10 protein-coding genes are annotated in these 17,853 nt (G+C 72.6%); 4 read left to right on the top strand and 6 right to left on the bottom strand.

Annotation, left to right across the window (positions count from 1 at the left end; genetic code table 11):
- Positions 1-13: 13 nt before the first annotated feature.
- Entirely contained in the window at positions 14-718 is a 705-nt protein-coding gene (locus AB0O28_RS05930; RefSeq protein ID WP_363636741.1) for a GNAT family N-acetyltransferase, read from the bottom strand.
- Between the two features lie 201 nt (positions 719-919).
- Between AB0O28_RS05930 and AB0O28_RS05925 the strand changes: the two genes are divergently transcribed.
- Positions 920-1,693 (top strand): MerR family transcriptional regulator, encoded by a 774-nt coding sequence (locus AB0O28_RS05925; protein WP_363636739.1) that lies wholly within the window; start codon positions 920-922, stop codon positions 1,691-1,693.
- Between the two features lie 237 nt (positions 1,694-1,930).
- Positions 1,931-2,422 carry a hypothetical protein gene (locus tag AB0O28_RS05920; RefSeq protein WP_363636737.1) on the top strand — a complete coding sequence of 164 codons (492 nt, stop codon included), beginning with the start codon at positions 1,931-1,933 and terminating at the stop codon, positions 2,420-2,422.
- Between the two features lie 188 nt (positions 2,423-2,610).
- Here the strand turns inward: AB0O28_RS05920 and AB0O28_RS05915 are convergent, their stop codons facing one another.
- Entirely contained in the window at positions 2,611-5,301 is a 2,691-nt protein-coding gene (locus AB0O28_RS05915) for a serine/threonine-protein kinase (protein ID WP_363636735.1), read from the bottom strand.
- Between the two features lie 369 nt (positions 5,302-5,670).
- On the opposite strand from AB0O28_RS05915, the gene AB0O28_RS05910 reads away from it, so the two are divergent.
- Together AB0O28_RS05910 and dnaE are read left to right on the top strand one after the other, a co-directional pair.
- Positions 5,671-6,690, top strand: a complete 1,020-nt coding sequence (locus AB0O28_RS05910; protein ID WP_363636733.1) for a chorismate mutase — start codon at positions 5,671-5,673, stop codon at positions 6,688-6,690.
- Positions 6,691-6,769: 79 nt separating this feature from the next.
- On the top strand, positions 6,770-10,291 hold the full coding sequence (gene dnaE, locus AB0O28_RS05905; protein ID WP_363636731.1) for a DNA polymerase III subunit alpha: 3,522 nt from the start codon (positions 6,770-6,772) through the stop codon (positions 10,289-10,291).
- A gap of 334 nt (positions 10,292-10,625) precedes the next feature.
- Here dnaE and AB0O28_RS05900 read toward each other — a convergent pair whose 3' ends face one another.
- From AB0O28_RS05900 to murA, 4 genes are all read right to left on the bottom strand, one after another.
- On the bottom strand, positions 10,626-13,214 hold the full coding sequence (locus tag AB0O28_RS05900) for a tetratricopeptide repeat protein (RefSeq protein WP_363636729.1): 2,589 nt from the start codon (positions 13,212-13,214) through the stop codon (positions 10,626-10,628).
- A 4-nt stretch (positions 13,215-13,218) separates the two neighbouring features.
- Entirely contained in the window at positions 13,219-13,587 is a 369-nt protein-coding gene (locus AB0O28_RS05895; protein ID WP_363636727.1) for a hypothetical protein, read from the bottom strand.
- 66 nt (positions 13,588-13,653) lie between these two features.
- Entirely contained in the window at positions 13,654-16,398 is a 2,745-nt protein-coding gene (locus tag AB0O28_RS05890; protein WP_363636725.1) for a transglycosylase domain-containing protein, read from the bottom strand.
- A 52-nt stretch (positions 16,399-16,450) separates the two neighbouring features.
- Entirely contained in the window at positions 16,451-17,755 is a 1,305-nt protein-coding gene (gene murA / locus AB0O28_RS05885) for a UDP-N-acetylglucosamine 1-carboxyvinyltransferase (RefSeq protein ID WP_363636723.1), read from the bottom strand.
- Positions 17,756-17,853: the final 98 nt, after the last annotated feature.

Genomic DNA, 17,853 nt, shown 5'->3' with positions numbered 1-17,853 from the left:
GGCGGCCAGGGGGTCACGGCGTACGGAACCCGCGAAACGTGACGGGCTTGCGGATCACGAAGCCGAGCCGCTCGTAGAGTCTGATCGCGCCGATGTTGGCATCGGACACGTGGAGGAACGGGCGCTCGTTCCGGGACGTGATTCGTGTGACCAGGGCGCGCACCAGGCGGGCGGCATGACCTCGCCCGCGGGCTTCGGGGGCGGTGCAGACGGCGCTGATCTCGGTCCATCCGGGCGGGTGGAGTCGTTCGCCCGCCATGGCGGCCAAGGCGCCGTTCTCGCGGACACCCAGATAGGCACCGAGTTCACGAGTGCGGGGCCAGAACGGCCCCGGCCGGGTCCGCCCGGTGAGCTCGAGCATCTCGGGCACGTCGTCGGCGCCCAGCTCGACGATCTCCGGATCGGTCTCGGCATCGGCGCGGCCGGGCGGGCTGCCCGCGGGACGGATCATCTGGAAGCCACCGAAGCGGAAGACCGGCTCCCAGTCCGCGGGCGGGGTGGCCGGGCAGCTGAACAGGTCGGCGAGCTCGCCACGGCCGAGCAGCCGTGCGAGGTCCGCCCACTCCGCCGGGTCGGGGTCGGCGGACACCGTGGAGAAGGTCGCGACTTCCGGGAGATAACCGGCCGCCCTGCCGGACCGGCGGGCCAGGTGCGTGTGGTGGCCGCGGAGCGACTCGCCGACAGGGTCGTCGAGTGCGACGGCGTCGCGGTCGATCATCGCCCAGTGCCTTCCACTCAGTGCCTTCCGTGCCGGGCCGCGACCTGCGTCCAGCCGCAGTCTAGCCAGGCGGTTTCCGACCTGGTGTCCGCGCCTCGTCGTCCGGGTACGCGTGAAGGCCAGGACCGTCGCCACCCCGGCCACCCCAGCGGGCCGGTGGCCCTTGAACCTCACGTCGGGGGAGGTCGTAGCGTTTCCGGCGTGAGCGGGGCAGACGACGCCGGACGACGGTGGTCCATCGGAGAACTGGCGCGGGCGGCCGGGACGACCGTCCGCGCGCTGCACCACTACGACGAGATAGGGCTGCTCGTCGCGAGCGAGCGCACGGCCGCCGGACATCGCCGGTACACCACCCGCGACCTGCGCCGGCTCTACCGCGTACGGGCGCTGCGCGGGCTCGGGCTGCCGCTGGAGGAGGTCGCGGCCGTCCTCGCGGGCACGGCGGACGACCCGGAGTCGCTGCGCGACCTGCTGGCTGAGCAGTTGCGCAGGCTCGACGAGCACGCCGAGCGGATCGGCGTGCTGCGGCAGCGGATCGGTGACCTGCTCCGGCAGGCCGACGACCCGTACGGCCCCGATCCGGATCGGTTGATGACGACGTTGGAGGTCGTGTCGGTGTTCGAGACATATTTCACTGAAGAGCAGCGTGGCCGGCTCGCCGAGCGCAGGGACGCGCTGGGCCCCGAAGGCGTCGAGGACGCCAGGCGCGAGTGGGCCGGCCTCGTCGAGGAGGGCCTGCGGCACCTGGCCGGCGGCACCCCCGCGGACGACCCGCGGGCCCGGGACCTCGTACGCCGCTGGGACGCGCTGGCGGGCCGGTTCCACCCGGAGGGACCCGCGGGCGCGGAGACCGCGGCGGCGGCCCGCAGGATGTGGCGGGACAACAGCGCGGAGATCGGAGGGACCCTGCCCTGGCCGGCCGAGCGGATGGCCGGCCTGGTCGCCTACCTGGAGGAGGCCCGCCGGGCGGGCTGAGCCCGCCACCACGGCGGACACGGTGCTTCACCCCGGTCCCGCCCGCGTCCGCGGTGGAGGCGGAGCCGGCCACACCGGGTGCCGGAGGCGGCCCTCGGTGCGGGGTGAACCTTTCACGGGGTCCGCCGCGTCTCCCGAGCACCGGATCCGGCGGGGAACGGGAGCGTTGACCCGCCGGAAGGACCGGCCTACCGTGCGGGTCGCACGCCCCCGTCCCTGTCGTCCGCCGGAGGTCCCGTGTTCCGCACCGCAGCAGCGCGCCTCGTCCCCCTGGCCGCCGCCGCCCTCGTGGCGGCCACCGCGCTGCCCGCCTCGGCCGAGGTCGTCGACCCCGCTCCCATCGCCCCCCACCAGTACTTCTACGGCTTCGTCAATGGTCAGACCGGTCACGCGACCATCAAGATGGCGTGCTTCGGGCCGGTGTACCCAGGACAGACCGGTCATCCGCTCGCCGGGCAGAGTGTGGAGGTGCGGCCCCTTGCGATCTCGTCGTCGGCGGCGAGCGCCGGCTACACCGGCGGCGGTGGCACCACGATCGCGGTGGACCTGGGCGACACGTCGACCGTCGCGAGGGCGCTCGCGCTGCGCTACTACGGGGTCAAGGCGGAGATCCCGGTCACCGCGACGCTGCCGTGCTACGGGTCGGGGAAGGTGACGTTCACGCCGGTGCCCACCAGCTGGACCGCCCGTGCGGCGACCGTCCTGGTCGACTACGTCGGCCAGCCCTGACCTCCGCATCGCGCCGCCGCCCTGCCGTGACCCCCGGTACGTCGCGACGCCGGCAGGCGCCCATCCGCCACCTGTGACAGGCCCGTCGGGCAGGGTGAGAGGCTCGTCCTTTCCGCCGTCCCCTTCGGCACCGGCGGCCGGGCGTCGAACACCCCGGCCGCCGCCGGCTTTGAGGCGGGGCCGCCGCGCTACTTCGCCGGTTTGAAGGTGGCGGCCATGGTCTCGAAGAGCTTCTTCTTCTTTTTCCAGTCCTTGTCCTGCGTCTTGTAGAGCAGGGCGTAGCCGTTGTGCTTGTCGGTGACGAAGCCGCGGTCGATCACGCGCGACCGGTAGCGGCTGTCGCCGAAGGTGAACTCCCAGTCGGCCGCGGTCTTCCAGTAGTCCTTGACCTCTCTGATGGCGACGAGCTTGTAGCCGGGGAAGTTGCGGCTCATCCCGGGCACATCGCGCCGCCACACCTTCAGCGCGTCCGACTCCGGACTGGAGGTGTGGTGGATCTCCAGGTAGGTGTGCGAGTCGCCGCGGAGGCGAACCTCGCCGTTGCCGCTGCCGTCGGCGTGCCACCCCTTCGGCAGCGCGATGGAGAACCCGCTCGGGTGCTTGTACTTGTGCCAGCCCTCGGGGACGTCCCCGGGCTGGAGGGTTTCTGAGCCGGTGGAGGGCTCGGGTGACGGGGACGCGGCCTGGTCCGAGGGGGACGCGGACGGCTCGCCGGAGGAGGGCGCCGAGGCGGAGGGCTTCCCTGAGGTCGTGCCCGTTCCGGCCGGGTCGGACGCGGCGGCGGAATCGTCCCCCGAGTCGTTCCCGCCCGCCTTCAGGCCGAGATAGCCCGCGATGCCCGCGACCAGGAGCAGCGCGGGAATGAGGACCAGCGCGACCTTCAGCAGGCTGTTCGACGATCGCGGCTGGACCGGGGTGGTCGACACCTCGTGCCACATCTGGCCGCCCTGCGGGGGCACCGCCGCGGGCGCCTGCCTCAGTCCGGCGATCGGGCTTCCCGCGCCGGCGACCCCGCCCGCGCCCGGCGCGTCCTTCACCCGGTCGGCCGTGGCGGCACGCCGCTCGTCGTCCGTGCCCCGTGCGAAACCGCCGCCCCCGGAGGACGTGGACCTCTCGGCGCGGTCGCCCGCGAGGTCCGTACGGCCGGCGCCCCCGGCCCCCGCCCTGAAAGCGGCACCGGAGGCGCCACCGGAGCCGCCCGCTTCGCGGAGCGACGGCGACGCCGGACGCGCCCCGTCCGCTGCGGTGCTCGTGCCGGCGCCCGCGCTCGTCGCGCTCGCCGAGGCTGTGCCCGCGCCGGATGAATCGCCCTTCCGGGCGGTGCCGGCGCCCGTGCCGGCCGCGTCCCCGCCCGTCCTCGCGGAGTCCTGCGGAGTCCCGCCCGTGGTGGAGGCCGCCGGGGCCGCCGCCTCACCGGAGGCCGCTCCGCCCTTCGGCGTTCCACCGTCCTTCCCGGTCTTGCCGTCCTTGCCGGCCTTCCCCGTCTTCCCGGCTTTGCCGGCGGCGATCGTCCCGGCTGAGGAGACCTTGACCGTGCCGTCCGCGTCCTTCGCCTCCGAGGATTGTCCGCTCCCGGAGGCGGCCTGGCTCACCGACGGCGTCGTACGGGCGGGCGGGGCCTGCACGCCGGTCTCCGGCATGGGCGCGGACGCGTTCCCGGCCTTTCCCGGGGCCTTGCCGTCGTCCGCCTGCGGGGCCTCGAAGTCGTCCTGGATGACCGGGAGGGGCGAGGTGATCTCGCCGGGGCCCGCGGCGTCGCCCGCGGCTCCGTCCCGGGTCGCGCCGCGCTCGGCGTCCGCGCGCGCGGACGCCGTACGGCCCGGCCCCGCCGCGCCCGCCGCGTCGTCACGCGCCGACGACGATGCGGAGGACACGGGCGGGGAAGAGACGGGCGGGGAGGACACGGGCGGGTACGGCGCCGCGCCCCGGGACGCCTTGCCCGCCCCGGACCCGGAGGCGGGCGTGCGGGGGCTCCGGGCCTCGGGCTTGGTGGACCGCGGAGCGGGCTCGGCGGGGGCGGGGTCGGCGGAAGCGGGGGAGGCGGGCCGGGACGACGACGGGGACAGGTCCCGCGACGCCCGCTTGAGCAGCCGGGTCAGTTCCTCGTAGCCGGGCCGGTCGACGGGCTCCTTGGCGAGCATCCGCAGCAGGACCGGGCCCAGCGCGCCCGCGCGCCGGGGTGGGGCGGGGTCGTCGTTCAGCACGGCGTGCATGGTGGCCATCGCCATGCCGCGGTCGTGCGGGGGCTTGCCCTCCACCGCCGTGTAAAGCGTGGCGCCGAGCGACCACAGGTCCGACTCGCGCTGCGCGGCCTCACCGCGGAGCCGTTCGGGGGCGATGAAGGCGGGGGTGCCGACGAGGCCGGTGCGGGTCATGGTGGAGTCGGCTTCGAGCCGGGCGATGCCGAAGTCGGTGAGGACCACCCGGGCGTCGTCGGTGAGCAGCACGTTCTCGGGCTTGACGTCGCGGTGCAGCACGCCCTGGCGATGAGCGGCGCGCAGCGCGTCCAGGATCTGCAGGCCGATCTCGACCGTGCGCTCGGGGGACAGCGGGCCGTCCTCCCTGATCACCTGGCCCAGCGAGCGGGACGGCACCAGCTGCATGATGATCCAGGGCCGGTCGTCCTCCTCGATCACGTCGTGGACGACCACCACGTTCGGGTGGGTGAGGCGCCCGGCGGCCCGGGCCTCGCGCATGGTCCGCCGGTTGAGGTCGCTGAGCTCGTCGCCCATGGCGCTGTCGTATCGGACCTCCTTGACCGCGACCTCGCGGTCCAGCAACTGGTCGTGGGCGCGCCAGACCACGCCCATGCCACCCCGGCCGATCGGCTCCACCAATTGGTACCGGCCTCCGACGAGCCGGCCTTCCGCACGCGACACTCGAACCCCTTCCTGGACCCATGAATCGTCCCATGGATGGCAAAGGGATCAACCGCCTCCATGGCCGACGATCCCGGAATGCGAGACAGATCGGTTCGAGTCGTGGCCTGTCGCTGCTAAGGTCCTTGTTATGGGTACGTACAGCTCGTTTACAAGGCCGGCTCCGGGAGGGCCGGTCGCGTGACGATGAGCTAGCGACCATCCGGAGCCGGCTTGAGGCAGGGACGCCATCGTCTCTGCCTTTTTCGTTTTCCGGCAGTCGGAGCCCAGTCCGAACCCAGTTCAAGCACAGTCCAAGCACAGTCCGATCCCAGCGAGTCCCGATGTCAGGCGGCCGGTTCCGCTGGGCCTGCGTACGGAGGAGCACACATGTCGAAGGCAGCCCAACTCGACCGCGACGCCGTACGGATCGGCGATCTCGTGATCGGCGACGGGCTACCCGTGGTGGTGATCGGCGGCCGGGACGCCCGCTGGCTGCGGCTGCGCGGCGACGGCGGCCCGTCAACGGGCGACATGCCGGTGAAGGACGCGGTGAAGGACGCGGTTAAGGACACGGCGGCCGGGTCTTCGCCGGACACGGCGGCGGCCGGGACGGCCGGCGAGGCCGGGGCGCGCCGGGCGGGGCCGCTGCTGATGGAGCCCGCCTCGGCCGACGACCTGCCCGCCGTGGCGCGGCACGCCGACGCGGTGGTGGTGGGGGCGGGCTGGGCGGGCGACCCCGGCCTCGTCCGCGCCGCGGCCCGCCTCGGGCTGCCCGTCGTCCTGCAGCGGGGGATCGTGCGGGGCGGGCGCGTGGCGACGCTGGAGGAGTGGCTGGCCGCGGTCGACGACTGCGTGGCCGAGGGCAACGAGGCGGTCGTGCTGTGCGAGAGCGGCGGCCGCGGCGAGCCGGAGGACGCCGCGCCCGACCTCGGGCTGATGCGCGCGGCGCGGGACCGCAGCGGCCGCCCGGTGCTCGCGGGCCTGGGCGGTGACGGCGCGCTGGCGGGCGCCGCGGTGGCGGCGGGGGCGGACGGCCTGCTGGTCGGCCCGGCCGCGTCCGAGGGCACGCTCGCGGCGGCGCACGAGGCGGCCACCGTCATGGCGGCGCTCGTACGGCCGGAGAACCCGGGAACCCTCGACGCCGCGAGGGCCGCGATCGATCGTGTGGACGCGGCCCTCGCCACGCTGCTCGAACGCCGGGTCGCGCTGGCCGGGCGGATCCAGCGGCTCAAGCCCGTCGGCGGGTTCCAGGGACGGGACATGGAGCGCGAGCGCCGCCTCGTCGCGGCCATGGCCCGCCGCGCGCCCCGTCTCGGCGCCGGGCTGCTGGCCCCGATCATGAACGCCGTGATCGAGGCCGGACTGCGCCTGTCGGAGGAGCGGCGGGACGGCGAGGAACGGAGATAAACTCTGTTTCACCTGAGTCCCACTGGTTGGCGATCACGGCGTAGGCTCTGGTCCGCGGTCCGGTGACGATGGGGGTCTCATGGGTGATTCGTTTGTGCATCTGCACGTCCACACCGAGTACTCGATGCTCGACGGAGCGGCGCGGCTGAAGCAGATGTTCAAACTCGTGGGCGAGCTGGAGATGCCCGCGATCGCGATCACCGACCACGGCAACATGCACGGCGCCTACGACTTCTACAAGCAGGCGACCGGCGCCGGGGTGAAGCCCATCCTCGGCATCGAGGCGTACGTCGCGCCCGAGTCGCGCATGCACAAGAAGCCGGTGCTGTGGGGCGAGCCGCACCAGAAGAGCGACGACGTGTCCGCGGGTGGCTACTACACCCACATGACCATCTGGGCGCGGAACAAGACCGGGCTGAAGAACCTGATGAAGCTCAGCTCGCGCGCCTACACCGAGGGCTTCGTCCGCAAGTGGGCCCGGATGGACGCCGACATCCTCGCCGAGCACGCCGACGGCCTGATGGCCACCACCGGCTGCCCGTCGGGAGAGGTGCAGACCCGGCTGCGGCTCGGCCAGTATGACGGGGCGCTGAAGGCCGCGGCGAAGTACCAGGAGATCTTCGGGAAGGACAACTACTTCCTGGAGATCATGGACCACGGCCTCGACATCGAGCGCCGGGTCCGCGACGGCCTGATCCGGATCAGCCGCGAGCTGGACATCCCTCCGGTCGTCACCAACGACTCCCACTACACCTACGAGTCGGACGCGGCCGGTCACGACGCCCTCCTGTGCATCCAGACCGGCAAGCAGCTCAGCGACCCCGACCGGTTCCGGTTCGACGGCAGCGGCTACTACATCAAGACCGCCGACGAGATGCGCGCGGTCGACTCCTCCGACATCTGGCAGGAGGGCTGCCGCAACACGCTGCTGGTGGCCGAGAAGGTCGACCCCGAGGGCTTCTTCCCCTACCACAACCTGATGCCGACCTACCCGATCCCCGAGGGGGTGACGGAGGAGGAGTACTTCCGGCAGCAGGTCTGGGAGGGCATGAAGCGCCGCTTCCCCGGCGGCGTGGACGAGGAACACCGCGTCTGGGTCGAGAACGAGATCGGCGTCATCCTCCAGATGGGCTTCCCGAGCTACTTCCTCGTGGTCGCCGACTTCATCATGTGGGCGAAGAACAACGGCATCCGGGTCGGTCCCGGCCGTGGTTCCGCCGCCGGCTCGCTGGTCGCGTACTCGCTGGGCATCACCGACCTCGACCCGATCCCGCACGGCCTGATCTTCGAGCGGTTCCTCAACCCCGAGCGCGTCTCGATGCCCGACATCGACATCGACTTCGACGAGCGCCGGCGCGCCGACGTGATCCGCTACGTGACCGACAAGTGGGGCGCCGACAAGGTCGCCATGATCGCCACGTTCGGCACCATCAAGGCGAAGGCGGCCGTGAAGGACGCCGGCCGCGTCCTCGGCTACCCGTACGCGCTGGGCGACCGCATCTCCAAGGCGTTCCCCCCGGCCGTGATGGGCAAGGACATCCCGCTGTCGGGCATCTTCGACTCCGACCACCCGCGCTACAACGAGGCGGGCGAGCTGCGCAAGCTGTACGACGAGGACGTCGACGTCAAGGCGACGATCGACCTCGGGCGCGGCCTGGAGGGCCTGATCCGGCAGACCGGCGTGCACGCCGCGGGCGTCATCATGTCGGCCGAGCCGCTGACCGACCACATCCCGATCATGCGCCGCGACTCGGACGGCGCGATCATCACGCAGTTCGACTATCCGACCTGCGAGACGCTCGGCCTGCTGAAGATGGACTTCCTGGGCCTGCGCAACCTCACGATCATCGACGACTGCCTGAAGATGATCGAGGGCAACACCGGGAACAGGATCGAGCTGCTCGATCTGCCGCTGGACGACACCAGGACCTACGAGCTGCTGGCCAAGGGCGACACGCTCGGCATCTTCCAGCTGGACGGCGGCGGCATGCGCACGCTGCTGCGGCTGATGAAGCCCGACAACTTCGAGGACATCTCCGCGGCCCTCGCGCTCTACCGGCCCGGCCCGATGGGCGCCAACTCGCACACCAACTACGCCCTGCGTAAGAACGGCCAGCAGGAGATCATCCCGATCCACCCCGAGCTTGAGGAGCCGCTCAAGGACATCCTCAACACGACCTACGGCCTGATCGTCTATCAGGAGCAGGTCATGGCCATCGCCCAGAAGGTGGCCAACTACACGCTCGGCGGCGCCGACCTGCTCCGCCGCGCGATGGGCAAGAAGAAGAAGTCCGAGCTGGACAAGCAGTTCGAGTTCTTCGAGAAGGGCATGAAGGAGAACGGGTTCTCCGCAGCGGCCATCAAGGCCCTGTGGGACATCCTTCTCCCGTTCTCCGACTACGCGTTCAACAAGGCCCACACCGCCGGCTACGGCCTGGTGTCGTACTGGACCGCCTATCTCAAGGCCAACTACCCGGCCGAGTACATGGCGGCGCTGCTCACCAGCGTCAAGGACGACAAAGACAAGTCGGCCCTCTATCTCAACGAGTGCCGCCGCATGGGCATCAAGGTGCTCCCGCCGGACGTCAACGACTCCGACTTCGACTTCACCCCGCGCGGCACCGACATCCGCTTCGGCCTGTCGGCCATCCGCAACGTCGGCGCGAACGTCGTGGACGGGATCATCGCGGCGCGCAAGGAGAAGAGCAGGTTCACCGACTTCAAGGACTTCCTGCGCAAGGTCCCCGCGATCGTCTGCAACAAGCGCGTCATCGAGTCTCTGATCAAGGCGGGCGCGTTCGACTCGTTCGGGCACGTGCGCAAGGGCCTGCTCATGGTGCACGAGCAGGCCGTCGACGCGATCATCGACATCAAGAAGAACGAGGCGATCGGCCAGGACTCGCTGTTCGGCGCGATCGACGGCGCCGAGGACCAGACCTTCGACGTGCAGATCCCGCCGGGGGAGTGGGACAAGACGACGCTGCTGCAGTTCGAGCGGGAGATGCTCGGCCTGTACGTCTCCGACCACCCGCTGTTCGGCGTCGAGCACATCCTGTCGGCGGGCGCCGACTGCTCGATCGCGGCGCTGCAGGACGACAGCCGCCCCGACGGGCAGGTCGTCACGGTCGGCGGCATCCTGTCGGGCCTGCAGCGCAAGGTGACCAAGAAGGGCGACACCTGGGTCCTCACGATGCTGGAGGACCTGGAAGGCTCCATCGAGGTCATGATCTTCCCGTCGGCCTACCAGCTCTGCGCGACCGTGCTCGCCGAGGACGCGATCGTCTTCGTCAAGGGCAGGATCGACAAGCGGGAGGACGTCGCGAAGATCATCGCGATGGAGGTCACCGCGCCGGACCTCACGGCCGAGTCGGGCGGGCCGCTGGTGGTGAGCATGCCGATCAACCGCTGCACGCCGCCCGTCGTGGGCCGGCTCAAGGAGGTGCTCACCACCCACCCGGGGACCACGGAGGTCCACCTCCAGGTGCACAACGGGCCGCGTACGACGGTCATGCGGCTGGACGACCGGCTCCGCGTGAGCCCCTCACCCGCCCTGATGGGCGACCTCAAGCAACTGCTCGGCCCGGCCTGCCTGGCCGGTTGACCGGTCGCCCGGCCAACGTGACAGGCGCGTGGACAGCGGGGGAGCCCGGCGTCCACGCGCCTGCTCCCGGCCCGGCGCGATGAGCGGTTCACGGCATCACAGGCGCACGGCCCGGTCCCGGGCGCATCGCGGTCTTCCCCAGCGATACGGAACGCAATACGTCGACACAGGGGGAAGACGGCGCCTGTACCGGGTCGATCCGGCCACCACGGACGAGGAGCGGGCCGAATGGGACGTGCCCCCACTCGCCAATGCCCTTCGCCGCGCGGAGGAGATGGACGGCGACCGTCCCGGCCCCGATGAGAACCCCGGCTGATCTCCGCCGCGGTGCGTCTCAGCCGACGTTGCAGCCGGGGATGAGCACCTCGCCGAGGCGCCCGTCGTCGCCGCGCAGCACGGCGTGCGGGAGGTCGTCCACCCAGTCGCGCACCTGCTCGGACTCGTCGGCCGTACACGCCTCCCGGCGGGGCGGCTCCGTGCGGTCCGTCCGCGACAGGGCGCGCACCTCCCGGCACTCCCGCTCGGCGCCGAGACCCTGGAAGATCGACAGCGCCTCGGCCAGGCTGCGGCGGGCCTCCTCCGGCCCGGCCGCCAGGCCGAGCGCCGTCAGCGCCAGGGCTCGGTGGTAGGGATCGCCCAGCTCGTCGAACAGCGCGACCGCGAGCCGGCCCCACGCCAGAGCGGACGGTCCGTGGCAGGCCGCGCACCTGTTCCGGTAGGCCGTGCACAGGTTCATGAAGATCATGGCCTGCGCGTGGCGGTCGTCGAGGTCCCGCGCGGCGGCGAGGGCGGCGCACAACTGCCAGAGGATGTACGTGGGCGTGCGGTCCGGGCGGCCCGCCAGGTAGGTGAGCGCGAGGTTGACCCGCGCGTGCATGAGAGCGGTGCGGCTGCCCAGGCCGAGTGCGCCGAGCCGCTGGAGCAGCGTGACGGCCTCGGTCAGCACCGTGGCGGCCTCCCCGTAGCGCCGCCTCGCGCGCAGCACGTCGCCCAGCGCGACGGCGGCCTGCGCCCTGCCGCGCAGATCGCCCGCGAGAGCGCAGATGCGCCGGTCGCGGCGGTGACACGCCTCCGCCTTGGCCAGGGCCCCCATCCGCAGGTACGTGAGCCCGAGGTTGTGCAGCACCGGGCTGCGGGCGCGGTCGTCGCGCGCCAGCCCGAGGGCCCTGCGCAGCTGGGCGGAGGACTCGTCGTAGCGGCGGGCGAGGCGGTAGGCGTTGCCCAGGGTCATGGCCGCGGCGAGTTCGGCGTGATGTCCCAGTCGCTCCGACGCGTCCACGGCGGCCAGGGCCGTGGTGATCCACTCGCCGGCGCGCTGCCGGAACTCGAAGTAGGGCGCGAGGTCCACCGCGAGCGCGTGCGACCGTGCCCAGTCGCCGCGTCCGGCCGCGGCGGTGACGGCCGCCACGAGCGTGCGTCCCTCGGCGTCCAGCCACGCCACGGCCTCTTCCCTCGAGGCGAACGCCTCCCGCCGGTTCTGCGTCTCGTGCCGGGCCTGTGTCTCTTGCCGGGCCTGTGTCTCTTGCCGGGCCTGTGTCTCTTGCCGGGCCTGGGCCTCCGGCAGGGACAGCCACGCTCCGGCCGCACGGGCCCGGGCGCAGCAGTGGCCGGCGAACCGCTCGCAGGCCTCCTCGTGCCGGTCGGGCCCCGCCTGGTCGCGGGCCCGCTCCTCGGCGTACAGGCGGACGAGGTCGTGCATGCGCCACCGGCCGTACGCGCCGCCGCGCTCCACGAGATGCGCACGGTGCAGGGCCTCCAGCAGACGGCGGGCACGGCGGGGCTCGCGGTCCGCCACCACGGCGGCGCTCTCGGTGGACAGGTCGGGGCCGGAGGCGGCGGTCATCAGCCGGAACATCCGGGCCTCCTCCGCCTCCAGGCGGTGGTAGGACAACTCGAAGGCCGCGCGCACCCCGCGCTCCTCGTACGACAGCTCGTCGAGCCGGGTCGCGGTCTCCGCCAGATCCTCGGCCATCGCCTGCAGGGGACGGGAGGGATCGGCGGCCAGGAGCGCGGCCACGATCCGCACGGCCAGCGGCAACCCTCCGCACAGCTCCGCGATGTCCGCCGCCGCGGCGGGCTCCCGGGCGACCCGGGTGTCGGCGTCGCCCAGGGCCAGGCGAAGCGCGCGGGCCAGGAGTTCGACGGCCGCGCCGGGCGCGAGCATGCCGAGATCGAGGAGGCGCGCCCCCACGTCCAGCGTGTGCCGGGAGGTGATCAGCACCTTCCCCGTGCCGGGCAGCAGCGGCCTGACCTGCTCGGCCGATGAGGCGTTGTCGAGGATCAGCAGGATCGGCCGGCCCTGCTCGGCGTACGCGTCCAGCACCGTCGCGAACAGCCGGGTCCGGTCCTGGACGCCCGGAGGGACGTGTTCTGGGTCCAGCCCCAGCGCCCGCAGCAGCTCGCCGAGCACCTCGACCGGCCGCGCACCGCACCCTCGACCGTGTCCCGCCCTGTCGCGGCGGCCGGACCCCTCGTCCGGGCGGGTGCCGGGGTGGCCCGGTGCTCCGCGGCGGTGCCCGGCCCCGGAGGGGTGGTCGTCCTGCTGTTCGGGATGGCACGGGATGTCGCTGTAGCCCCGGAGGTCGGTGAACAGCACCCCGCCGGGGAACCAGCCGCGCTCCCGGGCGAGATGCGCGGCCTGCAGGGCGAGCTCGGTCTTGCCCGATCCGCCGAGGCCCGTGACAAGGGCGGCACGCGGCCGGTCCGGCCCGGCGCTCGTACCGGCACCGGTGTCCCGAGCGGGGCCGAGCAGGCCGAGCAGCATGGACAGCTCGTCGTCCCTGCCGGTGAACGCCTCCGACCGCGGGGGCGCCCCGGACAGCGCCGGGGTCACCCGCGGGGGAAGCCGCACGGTGATCGTGTGTCCCTGGATCACCGCGTTGAAAAAGAGCCCGCCGCTGATCGTGTTGCGCGTCGCGGCCACGCGCTCAGTCCTTCCCCGCGCGATCGTCCGGCACGACCGGTCCGTTGACGGTGTGCGCCTGGATGACCGGGCCGTGGACCGTGCCGCCGCTGATCTCGTTGTGAACCGCGGTGTGCACGTCGTGGTTCGCCGCGTGGTTCACCCTGCCGGTGCCGCTCGCCGGTGGGGTCGTCTCCTGCCGGCGCGTCGGCAGCAGCCCCCATACCGCGACGGCCAGGCCCGCGAGGCCGACGAAGAGCCCGATGACGCTCGCGAGTTTGTCGGCCTTGTCCAGCCCCACCGAGGAGAGGTAGACGGCGAGCGCCGCGCCGGCGCCGAGCGCGGCGATCCCGCCGGCCCAAGTGAGAATACGTGTGCGAGCACGTCCGCGCATGCCCCCATCATGGCCCCCCCGTCTCCCTCCGCGGCGGGCGCGACGGCGGGCGCGGCGTCCGGCCGCTCAGGCGTGGCGCCGTACGCGGTGGACGGGATGGTGGTGCCGGGCCGGCCCTTCGGCCCGGCGGGCTCCCCGGCTTCGCGGCGCCGGGTGCTTCGCCGCGTGCGCCGCGTCGTGGGTGGTGGTCCGCGGGCGCCGGCCCTCGTGGCTCACGGCATGGCCGCGGCCGCGGGGGGTGCGGGCCGGGCCCGCCGCGCGGTGTTCCGGCGTCCCGCGCTTCGCCGTGCCGGGTCGGGCCGCGTCACGGTGGGCCTTGGCGTGCCGAACGGCGGGCGGCGCCGCTGGGGGAGCGGCGTGGGGGCGGGCGAGACTCGCCCAGCCCGCCTCGCTCGACTGCGTGCGGCCGGGGCCTCTGCGAAGTGGCGCACGGGGTGAGACGCCGCGGGCCACCGAGTGGGTGCCGGCGGCGGCCGACGGGTTGCGGGCGGGGTGGACCGTGGCCGAGCGGCTCGAAGGGGCCGCGGGGGCGGCGGCCCGCACGGCGGTGGGGGTGGTCCTGGCGGTGGCCCGGGCGGCGGCGGGGGTGGTGCCGGCGCTGCCGGAAGCCGCCGCGCCGTCCGTCGCGTCCTCCTCGGAGGTCGAGGCGCCGTGGTCGTCGTCGTGCTTGTCACGCTCGGCCTGCCGCTTCTTCTTCTCCTTCTTGCGCTGCTTCTCCAGCGCCTCCTTCAGACCGGGCGTGAACCCGCCGCCGAACCGGGCCATGTCGGGCGGGACGAAGCCGGTCACAGGGGTGTCCCTCAGCGCCGCGCGCATCGAGTCCACCCAGATCGGGCCGGGCAGCGAGGCGCCCTGCACGGAACCGTAGTACCGGCCGCCGATGGTGACGCCGGTGAGCGGATAGCGATAGGAACCGCGGATGTCGCCCACGCTGACGGCGGCGGCGAGGCCGGGTGTGTACCCGGCGAACCAGGCCGAGGTGTAGCCGTTGTTCGTGCCCGTCTTGCCGGCGGCCGGCCGGCCGATGGACTGGCCGCGCATCGTGCCCTTGGTGAACACTCCCGTGAGCACGTGGCTCACCGCGTCGGCGACCGCGGGTTCGAGCGCGGTCTCGCAGGCCGGCGGTATCTCGGTGCGGGTGCCGTCGCGCTCCACGACGGCGGCGATGGCCATCGGCCGGCAGTAGCGGCCGCGGGCGGCGAACGCCGCGTACGCCGCCGCCACGGTCGTGGGGTCCATCTCGTTGGCGCCCAGCGTGAAGGTCGGCACCTCGTGGAGCGGCGTGCCGTCGGCCCGCCTGATGCCGAGCGACGTGGCCGTCCGCACGACGTCGCACAGGCCGACCTCGCGCTCCAGCCGCATGTAGAAGATGTTCACCGACTGCCAGGTGCCCATCTCCAGGCTGTACGGCCCGCCGCCGCCCTCGCCGCCGGCGTTGTGGATGACGGTGTGCGGGTCGTTGACGGCCCTGCCCGAACAGTCGCGGTAGCCGTAGGAGGGGACGTACGAGCCGGGGATCGTGAAGCCGTCGCCGAACCGCATGCCCTGCTTGAGCGCGGTGGCCAGCGTGAAGACCTTGAACGTGGAGCCCGCCTGCAGGCCGAGCCCGCCGCCGTGCGCGGTGTCGGCCGCCAGGTTGTAGGTGGTGCTCGGCCCGAGGTCGCGGTCGTGCGGGTTGCGGCCGTACCGTTTGCTCACCGCCATCGCGCGGATGTGCCCGGTGCCCGGCTCGATCATCGTCTCGGACGCCGTCTGGTTGTCGCGGGGCCTGACCCGCGCGGCGATGGCCCGCTCCGCGGCCCGCTGGGCGGCCGGGTCGATGGTCGTCCAGATGGTGAGCCCGCCCCGCTGGAGGCGCCGCTCCCGGTCGGCCCTGGTGTAGCCGAACGCGGGGTTGGTGAGCACCTCGCGCTCCACGTACACACAGAAGAAGGGATAGGCGCTGCCCGCGCAGCCGCCGGGCTCGGGGCGCAGGTGCAGCGTCAGCGGCTCGGCCGCCGCCGTGCGCGCCGCGTCCGTGCCGATCATCCCGAGCTCGGCCATCCGGCTCAGGACCAGGTCGCGCCGCGTGCGCAGGCGGTCACGGTGCTCGTCGCCCAGGGAGGGATCGGTGTCGTACGGCGTGCGCACGGCGCCGGCGAGCGTCGCGGCCTGCGTGAGCGTGAGGTCGGCGGCGTCGACGCCGAAGAACCGCCTGGCCGCCGCCTGGACGCCGAACGCCCCCGCGCCGAAATAGGCGATGTTGAGGTAGCGCTCGAGGATCTGGTCCTTGGTGTATTTGCGTTCGAGCGCCAGCGCGTACCGCAGCTCGTCCAGCTTGCGGCGGAACGAACGGACGAGGGCCTGCGCCCGCTCCTGCTCCGACTCGGCCTGGTTCAGCATGATGTTCTTGACGAGCTGCTGGCTGATGGACGACCCGCCCTGCCGGATCCCGCCGGCTTGCGTGTTGGTGACGAAGGCCCGCAGCGTGCCCTTGAGATCCAGGCCGCCGTGCTCGTAGAACCGGGAGTCCTCGATGGCCACGATGGCCTGGCGCATGACCGGGGCGACCGCGCTGAGCGGCACCGACTGCCGGTTCTGGTAGTAGAACTGGGCGATCTGCCGCCCGTCGCGGTCGAGCAGCCGCGTCACCTCGGGCAGCGGCTCCTCGCGCGGCGGCGCGGGCAGGTCGGTGAAGGTGGAGGCGGCGCTCTTGGCCGCCAGGCCGGCCCCGCCCACATAGGGCATGACCAGCCCGGCGACCAGCGTGCCCCCGGCCGCGCCGCACAGGACCAACGCGAGGGCGGCGCGCCCGAGAAGACGAGAGGTCACGGGATATCAGTGCGACCTCTGGCGTTTGTCCAAACCCGCGGGCCGCGAAGCTTTACGTCAACCTGTTGATCTTCAACCCGAGGGAGGTGAACTGTTCGAACGGCCTGTGGTAACCGCGTTCGATGTGGTTGACGCCCCGCAGGGTCGAGGTGCCCTCGGCCACGGCGGCGGCCAGCACCGCGGAGAACCCGGCGCGGATGTCGGGGAGCGTGACGTCGGCCCCGCGCAGGCTGGAGATTCCGCGTACGACCGCCGAGTGCTTGGCGTTGGTGTCGTGGTAGCGGCACGCCGGTCCGCCGAGGCACTGGGCGAACACCTCGATCTCGCACCCCATCTTCTGCAGCGCGGGGACGTACACCAGCCGGTTCTCGAACACCGTCTCGTGCAGCACCGACATGCCCTCGGCGCGGGTGAACAGCACCATCAGCGGCGTCTGCCAGTCCGTCATGAACCCGGGGTGGGTGTCGGTCTGCACCGCCGCCGCGCGCAGGCCGTCCGGGGCCGAGGCGCACAGCCAGTCGTCGGTTATCTCGAACCGCGCGCCCATCCGGGCCAGCGTGGTGATCGCGGTGACGAGCCGATCCTGGGGGCAGCCGTGCACGCGCACCTCGCCGCCCGTCACCAGGCCCGCCACGAGGTAGGAGAACGCCTCGATGCGGTCGCCGGCCAGCCAGGTGGAGGCGCCGTGCAGCTTTTCGACCCCCTCGATGACGATGCGGCGGTCGGGGCTCAGCTCGATCATCGCGCCCATGCGCTGCAGGAACAGCGCCAGCTCCACCACCTCGGGCTCCATCGCCGCGCCCTTGATGACGGTCTTGCCCTCGGCGAGCACCGCCGTCATGAGGATCGTCTCGGTGGCGCCCACGCTGGGGTAGGGGAGCGTGATGCGGCTGCCGCGCAACCGGGCCGCCTTGGCGGTGATGCCCTTGTCGCCGACCTCGATCTCCGCGCCCATCGACCGCAGCGCCTCGACGTGGAAGTTGACCGGCCGCCTGCCGATGGGGTCGCCGCCGACGAGGGGGACGAACGCCTCGCCCGCCAGGTGCAGCAGCGGGCCGAGCATCAGGATCGGGATGCGGTTGAGCCCGGTGTACTCCTCCGGCACGCGCGGACGGATGTCGGCGCCCCGCTCGATGGTGATCTCACCCGGCGTGATCTCCACGTGGATGCCGAGGGCTTCGAGCATGGCGGCGGTCAGCCCCACCTCGCCGACCTCCGGGGCGTTGTGCAGAGTGCTCGGACCGGTTCCGAGCATCGCCGCCACCATGTGCTTCGAGACCGCGTTCTTCGATCCCCGTACCTCCACGTCCCCCCGCAACGGGCCGGACGGGTCGATCTGCCATACCTCTTCGCTCACTCGGCCTCCTTGGCCCCACATGTGCCGTGCGCCCCCCGCGCCCTGTTTCGATTCGGCACTCTCGATTGGGCACGTGCAGCAAGACTAACGGGACCGGA

It is taken from the genome of Microbispora sp. NPDC088329 (genome assembly GCF_040685655.1).
Taxonomy (GTDB): Bacteria; Actinomycetota; Actinomycetes; order Streptosporangiales; family Streptosporangiaceae; genus Microbispora.
The sequence above is the reverse complement of the archived record's forward strand: the minus strand, read 5'-3'. Positions and strand labels throughout refer to the sequence as shown.